The 10,094-nt window shown below is 45.1% G+C and carries 9 protein-coding genes; 8 read left to right on the top strand and 1 reads right to left on the bottom strand.

Annotated features, from left to right (window positions below; genetic code table 11):
* The first annotated feature begins 204 nt into the window (after positions 1–204).
* From ACHA8N_RS17550 to ACHA8N_RS17525, 6 genes are all read left to right on the top strand, one after another.
* A complete protein-coding gene (locus ACHA8N_RS17550) occupies positions 205–1,221 on the top strand; it encodes a BMP family lipoprotein (protein ID WP_147510918.1) in 1,017 nt (338 codons plus the stop codon).
* A 222-nt stretch (positions 1,222–1,443) separates the two neighbouring features.
* Positions 1,444–2,163, top strand: coding sequence for a GntR family transcriptional regulator (locus tag ACHA8N_RS17545; RefSeq protein ID WP_147510919.1), 720 nt, complete (start codon positions 1,444–1,446; stop codon positions 2,161–2,163).
* Between the two features lie 128 nt (positions 2,164–2,291).
* Positions 2,292–3,365 carry a BMP family lipoprotein gene (locus ACHA8N_RS17540; protein WP_393966480.1) on the top strand — a complete coding sequence of 358 codons (1,074 nt, stop codon included), beginning with the start codon at positions 2,292–2,294 and terminating at the stop codon, positions 3,363–3,365.
* A 65-nt stretch (positions 3,366–3,430) separates the two neighbouring features.
* The gene (locus ACHA8N_RS17535) at positions 3,431–4,960 is read left to right on the top strand and encodes an ABC transporter ATP-binding protein (protein ID WP_114595537.1); all 1,530 of its coding nucleotides are present in this window, start codon (positions 3,431–3,433) and stop codon (positions 4,958–4,960) included.
* Positions 4,957–6,030: an ABC transporter permease gene (locus ACHA8N_RS17530; RefSeq protein ID WP_147510921.1), complete on the top strand. Its 1,074-nt coding sequence runs from the start codon at positions 4,957–4,959 to the stop codon at positions 6,028–6,030. Before ACHA8N_RS17535 ends, ACHA8N_RS17530 begins: the two co-directional genes overlap by 4 nt.
* Positions 6,030–6,989 carry an ABC transporter permease gene (locus tag ACHA8N_RS17525; RefSeq protein WP_114595539.1) on the top strand — a complete coding sequence of 320 codons (960 nt, stop codon included), beginning with the start codon at positions 6,030–6,032 and terminating at the stop codon, positions 6,987–6,989. Before ACHA8N_RS17530 ends, ACHA8N_RS17525 begins: the two co-directional genes overlap by 1 nt.
* A gap of 99 nt (positions 6,990–7,088) precedes the next feature.
* On the opposite strand, the gene ACHA8N_RS17520 is transcribed toward ACHA8N_RS17525, so the two are convergent.
* Positions 7,089–7,337 (bottom strand): ferredoxin, encoded by a 249-nt coding sequence (locus ACHA8N_RS17520; RefSeq protein ID WP_012370689.1) that lies wholly within the window; start codon positions 7,335–7,337, stop codon positions 7,089–7,091.
* Between the two features lie 274 nt (positions 7,338–7,611).
* Between ACHA8N_RS17520 and ACHA8N_RS17515 the strand changes: the two genes are divergently transcribed.
* Positions 7,612–8,625, top strand: coding sequence for a YpbB family protein (locus tag ACHA8N_RS17515; protein ID WP_393966479.1), 1,014 nt, complete (start codon positions 7,612–7,614; stop codon positions 8,623–8,625).
* Positions 8,622–10,055 carry a RecQ family ATP-dependent DNA helicase gene (locus ACHA8N_RS17510; RefSeq protein ID WP_147510923.1) on the top strand — a complete coding sequence of 478 codons (1,434 nt, stop codon included), beginning with the start codon at positions 8,622–8,624 and terminating at the stop codon, positions 10,053–10,055. Before ACHA8N_RS17515 ends, ACHA8N_RS17510 begins: the two co-directional genes overlap by 4 nt.
* Positions 10,056–10,094 lie beyond the last annotated feature (39 nt).

Raw genomic sequence — 10,094 nt, 5'->3', positions numbered from 1 at the left:
TCTCCCTTTTTTTATAGGAAGCAAACTAAAAAATAAAACTTAAACCGTTTTCATACAAATAGTTGTCAGACGTCTGTTGATTTTAACGAATATCTTTGTCATACTCAATCATATGAGTTGGCGTACCGTATAACGGTGCGTGAGCGGCTTTTTCACAAATAGATAATGAAAGCGCTCACATAATAGGAAGAGGAGATGGAGAAGATGAAAAAACAGTATGCGTTCGTATCAGCAATGACTGTTGCAACAGTTGGTTTGGCAGCATGTGGAGGATCGGAAGAAAACAGTTCGAGTAAAAAAGATCAGTTTTCTGTAGCGATGGTCGCAGATAAAGGTGGAATCGACGACAAATCGTTTAACCAATCGGCCTGGGAAGGTCTTCAAGCATACGGAAAGGAACAACAGCTGAAGCAAAATGATGGCTATTCGTATCTTCAGTCAAAATCCCAACAAGACTATCAACCTAACTTATCTCGTCTTGCACGTGGTGGTGAAAACTTAGTATTCGGAATTGGAAATACGTTTAATGAAGATATTGAAGCGGTAGCCAAACAGTTTAAAGACACACAATTTGCCATCGTCGATAATGTCGTACCGGGTAAAAATGTCACGTCGATTACGTTCAAAGAGAATGAAGGCGCTTATCTTGCTGGAATTGTAGCTGCGATGGAGACAAAAACGGACCATATCGGTTTTGTCGGAGGAATGAAGATGGATGTCATCGAACGTTTCCGTGCCGGTTTCGAAGCCGGAGCAAAATCAGTGAATCCAAAAATCAAAGTGGACGTACAATACGCAGAAGATTTTGCAGCTCCAGAAAAAGGACAGGCAATCGCAGCCGGTATGTACGGTAAAGGAGCCGATATTATTTTCCCGGCAGCCGGCGGTACAGGAAACGGTGTCTTCACAGAAGCGAAGAACCGTAAGAAAAACGGTGAAGAGGTCGCAGTAATCGGTGTCGACCGCGATCAAAAAGAAGAAGGCATGCCGGAAGACGTAACGCTGACATCTGTCATCAAACGAGTGGATCGTGCCGTTCAGGATACGGCAACTGCTGCGAAAGACGGGAAACTAAAAGGCGGCGAGACCATTCGTTACGGTTTAAAAGAACAAGGTGTGGATCTAGTGGAATCAGACAAGTTGTCCGAGAAAACACTTGAAAAGGTCGAACAAGCGAAACAGGCGGTCATAAAAGAAAAAACAGTCGTTCCTGAACAATAAGAGACGGGAAGAGAACGGGTATTCTTAGGTAGAATGCCCTATTTTCTTCCAATCCCATTTGCGTTATGAAAAGGGTTACAAAAGCGCCAGAAGTCAGACTTCTAACCTGTTACAAAATGATTGCAGGATTGTGTCCGGCATCATATACTTATCTTGGCTGGAGTTCTCATACGTCAGAAGTCTGAGCACTGGTTACAACTAGATAGAGGATGGAGATGCGTCATGTCGATTAAATTAGATCATCGTTTGCTTTATTTACGTGTGATTGAAAAAATCAAGTCCGACATCGATGACGGCGTTTACAAGGAAGGCGAGAAACTACCTTCAGAGTTTGAACTTTCAAAGCAACTTGGCGTTAGTCGAGCGACTCTTCGAGAGGCTTTACGAATTCTTGAAGATGAGAACATCGTCATCCGTAAACACGGTGTCGGTACGTTTATCAATGCAAGACCACCGTTTACTTCAGGAATCGAAGAACTGTACAGCGTTACGGAAATGATTGCCCGGGCGGGTATGATTCCGACATCTGAAGTATTGTCATCAGAAATGGTGCAACCAACCGAGCGGGACCGGGAACGTTTTCAACTGGATCCGGATGAACTGGTGTATCGAATCGAACGGATCCGACTTGCAGGAGATATTCCTGTCGTCTATTGTGTCGATAAGATTCCAAGCCATTATATTAAAAATGAAGAGCAGTTTACGTCTTCGACATCTCTGTTTGACGCACTAGAAAAAGAATTAGGACGTCGTGTCACACATGCGGTTACGCATATCGAGCCGCGGATTGATCCAAAGATCGCTGAACAACTACATACGGACCAACCGTTACTCGTCTTGCGGCAAACGCATTATGATGAGCTCGATCGATCCGTTCTTTATTCAGCGAACTATTTCCGTGCGGATAAGTTCGATTTCCATGTCATCCGTAAGCGTGTCTGACCACTTGTTTTAAGAGGTTTACTGAAAGCGCTTTCCGCCTACCTACGTAACGCTCCTCATCACCAGCCTCAGGTGCTTGACGTAGTCAGGAACTTTGTATGACCATATTCGAAAGGGGATTATTTCAGATGAAAAAGAAGTCACTTCTCGCATTAGCAGCAACAGGTTTAGCAATGAGTTCGGTACTCGCAGCATGTGGTGGTAACGATGATTCGAAAGATTCAAGCGGCGGGGACGAAAAAGCAGGCTTCAAAGTAGGTATGGTTACAGATACAGGCGGTGTTGACGATAAGTCGTTCAACCAATCAGCGTGGGAAGGTATTCAAAAATTCGGTAAAGACAACGACTTAAAAGAAGGTACAGGCTACAAGTATCTCCAGTCGGCGAAACAATCGGATTATCAACCGAACCTTCAGCAATTGGCACGTGCGAAATACGACCTGATTCTCGGTATCGGATTCTTGATGGCGGAAGATATCGGTAAAGTTGCGGATCAATTTAAAGACAACAACTTTGCACTCGTCGATATGGTCGTTGAGAAACCAAACGTTGCTTCAATCGTCTTCAAAGAAAACGAAGGATCATTCCTCGTTGGTGTCGTTGCCGGTTTGACAACGAAATCAGACAAAGTTGGTTTCGTCGGTGGTGTTAACTCGGACTTGATCAAAAAGTTCGAAAGTGGATTTAAAGCCGGCGTTAAAGCTGTTAATCCAGATGCTGATATCGAAGTTCAATACGCAGAAGACTTTAACGCTGCCGAAAAAGGACAAGCTATCGCTTCAGGGATGTACGGTAAAAAAGTCGATGTCATCTATCATGCTGCTGGTGGAACAGGACAAGGTGTCTTCACAGAAGCGAAAAACCGTAAGAAAAACGGCGAAGATGTTTGGGTAATCGGTGTAGACCGTGACCAAGTTGAAGAAGGTATGCCAGAAAACGTTACGTTGACATCAATGGTCAAACGTGTGGATACAGCAGTTGAACAAGTAGCAAAAGATACAAAAGACGGTAACTTCCCAGCAGGTAAAGTCGTTGAGTTCGGTCTCAAAGACGGCGGAGTTGATATCGCACCATCACAAGACAATGTAGCGAAAGACGTCTTGACGAAAGTGGAAGACTTCAAAAAGCAAATCATCGCTGGTGACATCAAAGTTCCGGCTACTGACGACGAGTACAAAGAATACGAAGCGTCACTGAAATAAACTGGAAGCGGGGGTCGCTAGTACTGCGGCCTCCCCTTTTAAACTAAACATGGGAGTGGATTTTCTTGGAATACGTCATTGAGATGCTAAACATACGAAAAGAGTTTGGCAGTTTCGTCGCAAATGATAACATCACGCTCCAGCTTCGGAAAGGTGAGATTCACGCTTTACTTGGTGAAAACGGTGCCGGAAAATCGACGCTGATGAACGTCTTATTTGGTTTGTATCAGCCTGAGGCTGGAGAGATTCGTGTACGTGGTGAAAAAGTGAATATTACGAGTCCGAACGTTGCGAATGATCTGGGGATCGGAATGGTACACCAACATTTCATGCTCGTTCAAAATTTCACAGTAACAGAAAACATCATCTTGGGTGCAGAACCGAAAGCCGGTCTGAAAATCGACCGAGCAGCGGCACGTGAAAAAGTCCGTCAAATTTCGGAGCAATACGGTCTTGCCGTTGATCCAGATGCTAAAATCGAAGATATTTCGGTTGGGATGCAACAGCGTGTTGAAATTTTAAAAACATTGTACCGTGGTGCTGATATTCTAATCTTCGATGAGCCATCTGCTGTTTTAACTCCGCAAGAAATCAAAGAATTGATTCAAATCATGAATCGATTGATTGCTGAAGGGAAATCGATTATCTTGATTACCCATAAATTGAAGGAAATCATGGAAGTCGCCGATCGCTGTACGACGATTCGTCGCGGTAAATATATCGGAACCGTTGACATCGATGAAACGATGACGCAATCAAGATTAGCTGAGATGATGGTAGGGCGGGAAGTAAACTTTAATGCGGAGTATTCCAAGGCAACTCCACAAGAACTTGTATTGGATATTAAGGACTTAGTCGTCAAAGACAGCCGTGGTATCAAGGCAGTAGACGGATTGAATCTTGATATCCGCGCCGGTGAAATTGTCGGGATCGCTGGGATTGACGGAAATGGACAAACAGAATTGATTGAAGCCATCACCGGTTTGCGTAAAGCGGACAGCGGTGAAATCTTCCTCAACAATAAATCGATTAAAAACTTAAAACCACGAAAAGTGACGGAATCAGGAGTCGGACATATTCCACAAGACCGTCATAAACATGGTCTCGTCCTTGACTATTCAATCGGACACAACATGGTGTTACAAACGTATTATCAAAAACCGTATTCAAAAGCAGGCATCATGAACTACGGTCAGGTCATGGAAAAAGCCAAAACTTTAATCGAGAAGTTCGACGTCCGAACTCCAAGTCCAGAAACATTTGCCCGTGCCTTGTCAGGCGGAAACCAACAAAAGGCGATCATTGCCCGTGAAGTGGACCGTTCACCTGACTTACTGATTGCGGCACAACCAACACGTGGACTAGACGTCGGAGCGATTGAATTCATTCATGAACAATTGGTTCTGGAACGAGAAAAAGGTCGGGCTGTTCTATTGATTTCATTTGAATTGGAAGAAATTCTGCAAGTATCCGACCGGATTGCTGTTCTTTACGAAGGACGTACAGTTGCCTTCCTTGATCCTAAAGAAACAAATGAAATCGAACTTGGCTTCTTGATGGCCGGCGGTAAGAAAGAGGAGGTCGGTCGTTCATGAAACTGGAACGTTTTTACGGAATATTGATTCCGATTCTTTCCATCATCTTAGGGATGGTCGTTGGTGCGATCGTCATGCTGGCTGGTGGCTACAATCCGGTTGACGGATTTGATCAATTGTTTTACGGCATCTTTGGTGAACCCTACAGCATCGGGGAAACATTACGAGCGGCTGCTCCGTTGATTTTTGCTGGTCTTGCTGTTGCCTTCGCCTTCCGGACAGGATTATTTAACATCGGAGTCGAAGGACAAGTTTTGGTCGGCTGGATGGTTGCCGTCTGGATTGGGATTGAGTTTGATCTCCCGACAGCGATTCATTTGCCGCTTGCTCTGATTGGAGCAGGACTTGCTGGAGCGCTTTGGGCGTCAATCCCAGGGATCTTAAAAGCGAAATTCCACGTTCACGAAGTTATCACCTCGATTATGATGAACTACATCGCCCTGTATGTGACAAACGATATTTTGCGTCATGTCATCGGAATTGAGAACGAACGGACGGAATCCGTTAAAGAATCAGCTTCTCTTGCGTCACCGTTTTTACAAGAACTGACGGATTTCTCACGTCTTCATAATGGAATTTTTATTGCTGTCCTGGCAGCACTCGTCTTTTGGTTCATTCTTTGGAAAACGACGCTCGGTTATGAATTACGGGCAGTTGGTTTCAATAAGAGTGCAGCAGAATATGCCGGGATGGGTGTCAACAAAAACATCGTTCTTTCATTCGTCATCTCGGGTGTGTTCGCTGGACTAGCCGGAGCAATGGAAGGGTTAGGGACGTTCCAGAACATGACGTTGAATGCGTCATTTACGGGCGTTGGATTTGACGGGATTGCCGTAGCCTTACTGGGTGCCAACAATCCAATTGGCGTCGTCCTCGCGGCTTTACTGTTTGCGGGTCTGAATATCGGTGGTCTTTCGATGCAACAAATCGGCATCCCGCCTGAATTAATTAAAATTATCATTGCGTTTATCATCATCTTCGTCGCTTCTGGTTACGCGATCCGTCTCTTGATCGAGAAGTTCACGGTCAAGAAATCAGAAGATAAAAAAGTGAAAGGAGCCGATAAATAATGGGCTTTTTAGAAGTACTGTATATTATCGTACCGATCGCACTTGCCTATTCGGCTCCGTTGATCATTGCGGCGCTTGGTGGAATCTTCAGTGAACGTTCGGGTGTCGTCAACATCGCACTTGAAGGGCTCATGGTCATGGGCGCATTCTCAGGTATCGTCTCAGCCTTGACATTGTCGAAGATGGGCTTAGGCGCTGCCAGTCCTTGGATTGCCATGCTGATTGCAATCGTCGTCGGCGCAGTGTTCTCATTGTTCCTCGCGATTCCGGCAATTTTGTTCCGTGCCGATCAGACGGTTCTTGGAGTAGCAATTAACATGTTAGCCGTTGGTCTGGCGATTTTCCTTGTACGTGCGTTCTATGGAAAAGGACAGACGGATTCGATTCCGAACCGGATTTCGAAGGAAAACGTTCCGTTTTTATCAGATATTCCAGTACTCAAGATGTTTTTCGCTAACGTCTACTACACGTCGTACATTGCGATTGCATTAGCGTTTGTCGCCTGGTATGTCATTTTTAAAACACCGTTTGGTCTTCGTCTTCGTTCTGTCGGGGAACACCCGATGGCAGCGGATACGATGGGAATCAACGTTACGAAAATGCGTTTCATCGGTGTCATGATTTCAGGTGGTTTTGGTGGTCTTGCCGGCGCTGTCTACGCGACGTCCATTTCATTGAACTTCAGTGTGACAACGATTCTCGGACAAGGGTTCCTCGCTATCGCGGCAATGATCTTCGGGAAATGGAATCCACTCGGAGCGATGGGAGCAGCCTTGTTCTTCGGATTTGCTCAAGCGATTTCGATCATCGGGCAACAGTTACCGCTTCTTGATCAGATTCCACAAGTGTACTTGTTGATTGCACCATACTTGCTGACGATTCTGGCACTTGCTGGTGTCGTAGGGCGGGCGGATGCACCGAAAGCTGTTGGTGTACCGTATATCAAAGGAAAACGATAACAGGTCCTGTTTGTATCACTTTTCTACGATTATCGTAGGAAAGTGATTTTTTTTACAAAAAAAGTCTGCTCATGCAAGAGCAGACTGATGAATCGAACATTATTCGTATTTTAAAGCGTCGCCTTCAAACGATTCATCGGCTACTTTGATGGAATCCGTCGGGCATCCTTCGAATGCATCGATCATATCATCAAATAACGCTTCTGGAATTTCAGCTGTTCCCTTGTTATCATCTAAAATGACATAAGCCAAGCCCTCATCATCATAATCATAAATATCAGGGGCAGCTGCGCCGCAAGCTCCACATGCGATACATGTGTCTTTGTCAACAATTGTAAATTTAGCCATCGGTCATTCTCCTTTCGATTCGAAAACATTGGAAACTAAGTACTGTTCTCATCTATAAGTCATTGTATCGGACTCATCCATGCATTTCAATGAGGAAGAGAGAGAAGTGTGTGAAACGACGATTTAATTTTTGAAAATTACGCACGCCTTTTGCCTAGCGGCTTTCATATGGCGTAATTTGACGGGAAAATGTAAAATAAGAACAAATGTACGAATTCTGTTTTGCCGATCATTCGTCAACAGATGATTGAGACGGGATCAAAGGAGGAACGGCATGGAACAGACAGTATTACAGCGGATAGTGATGGAAGCCATCGTTCGTCTGCGAAACGAACGGACGGATCGCAGTTTGTTTCATCTTTTACAAGGGAAACGATCTGCCACGTCCCTGCAGGATGCTCACTTTTATAATTTGGAAGCTGTGTTTGGAATGCTTCCTTTAAAAATAAAACGATTTGAACAAGTGTTGCAAGAACTCGAACAGGCTGGTTGGATTCAGCGGGAACAGACGTTGATGGTGACGGAAGCGGGACGAAAGCAGGTGGACGGTCCTTTTTTACTGGATGATTTAGGCGGGGAACTGCGGGGATATCCGCTTCACCTGTGGAAACGGACTAGCTTATTGATTCAAACCGTCGTGTGTTTGGAACAACAGATTTTTTTTGTCCCGATCCAACAAGATAGTGCCGTAAAAGACTGGGTCAGACAATACATCAAACGAGTACCAGAACGGTCACACTGGTTAACGCATGCGCACGCTGAGTTAGAATCCGCCTTATCTGAATTGACGGAACGGGAAGCGGTTCTACTCAGCTATCGGTTGTCCGGACAAAAGACCGGGTTATCGTTTCCGCAATTAAGTGTCCGTTTAAACACGGACCCGCTTTCGTTACAGCTCGAGTTCATCATGGCGTGGCGAAAATGTTTACGCAAGTTACCGGAAAATAGTCTGATCCTGTCTTTAGGTCAGGATATTGAACAAACAAAAATGACCCAATCCGCCCAAAAAACTTGGGAATTACTCAAAAACGGATACAGTGTCCCGCAAATTGCACAACAGCGGCATTTGAAAAAAAGTACGATGGAAGATCATCTCGTCGAAATTGCAATGTATGCGTCTGTTTTTCCAATTGAACAATTCGTGGGGGACGCACAATACCAGGAAGTCATTACGATTTCCGATCAATTGCAGACGTTTTCGTTAAAACGAATCAAACAAGCGTTAAAGCAGGAACTTGACTATTTTCAAATTCGGATCATCTTGGCAAGAAAGGTGGCTGGTTCATGATGGAGGACGTACTGAAAAAAATCTTCCGGTACGATCAATTTCGAGATGGACAACGGGAAATCATTGAGGCGGTGCTTGCGGGACGAGATACAGTCGCTATCTTGCCGACAGGTGGAGGGAAGTCTATCTGTTATCAACTTCCGTCCTACCTTCAGTCAGACGGTCTGACGTTGATTTTGTCCCCGTTGCTTTCTTTGATTGAAGATCAAGTCATGCAGATTAAAAGCCGGGGCGAACGTTCAGTTGCTAAATTGACGTCCCTTGAAAGTCGCGAACAAAAAGAACAGATTTTACGTCAGGTGGATCAGTTGCGTTATCTGTATCTATCTCCCGAGCAATTAGCCGTACCGCAAATCCAAAGAAGACTTGCAGAAGTCAAAATCAACTTATTTGTTGTCGATGAGGCCCATTGTATTTCGCAATGGGGACACGAATTCAGAACGGATTATGCCAAACTGGGGCCGATTCGACGTGGGCTTGGAAATCCGCCTTGCCTGGCCTTGACAGCAACGGCGACACGTCAAGTGGAGCACGATATCATAGCGGGACTTTCACTCGAACAGCCCGAACGGATTCGTCACTCCGTGAATCGACCGGAAATTCAATTCATCGTCGAGCACACTGATCCGAGTGAAAAAGATGCAGTGTTACAAACTCGTTTAAAGACGGTGAATCGCCCGTGTGTCATTTATACGACAACACGGAAAGAGGCGGAACGGATTGCCTTCTTTCTACCACATGCCGCGTATTATCATGCTGGTCTCGAAGCAGAAGACCGACAGCTCATCCAACAACAGTTTTTGCATGACGAAATCGACTGTCTCGTCTGCACAAGTGCATTTGGAATGGGGGTCAATAAAGGAAATGTCCGGACAGTCATTCATTACACGATGCCTGCGACGATTGAAGCCTATATGCAGGAAGTCGGACGAGCCGGACGGGATGGACAACTGTCGACGGCGATTTTATTATTTTCCCCGGGGGATCAACAGCTGCAGCATTTTTTAGTCGACAAGCAATACGCATCGGTGCTTTGGATTGATCAGGTGGCACGATTGCGTCATCAAGGAGAATCGTTTGACGCTATTGAGCGCCGTCTTCGATTAGATCCCGACGAACCGGCCTACCGGTTGCTGAAAAGTCAGCTGATGGAAGGGAAAACTCAGGAGGACATCATCGGATGGCAAGAAGAGCGTAAAAAAATACGTTTACGTGAACTCATGCAAATGATAAATTATATTCAAAATACGTCATGTCGCCGCGCTTTTATTTTACAGCATTTTGGAGAACCTCCCATCATTCAGGACCGATGTTGTGACAACTGCGGCACACTGACGACGGATGCACCGCTCATCGAGACGGAAACCGAACAACTGGACTGGAAACGCCGATTAGAAGAAGTCTTTTTTTCATCCCGCCATTCAGTGTAAACTAGTAGTATTCCTTATTATTCAGAAAAGGTGATGAAA

It is taken from the genome of Exiguobacterium sp. S22-S28 (assembly GCF_043359615.1).
Classification (GTDB): domain Bacteria; phylum Bacillota; class Bacilli; order Exiguobacteriales; family Exiguobacteriaceae; genus Exiguobacterium_A.
This window is presented reverse-complemented; position numbering and strand designations above follow the sequence as displayed.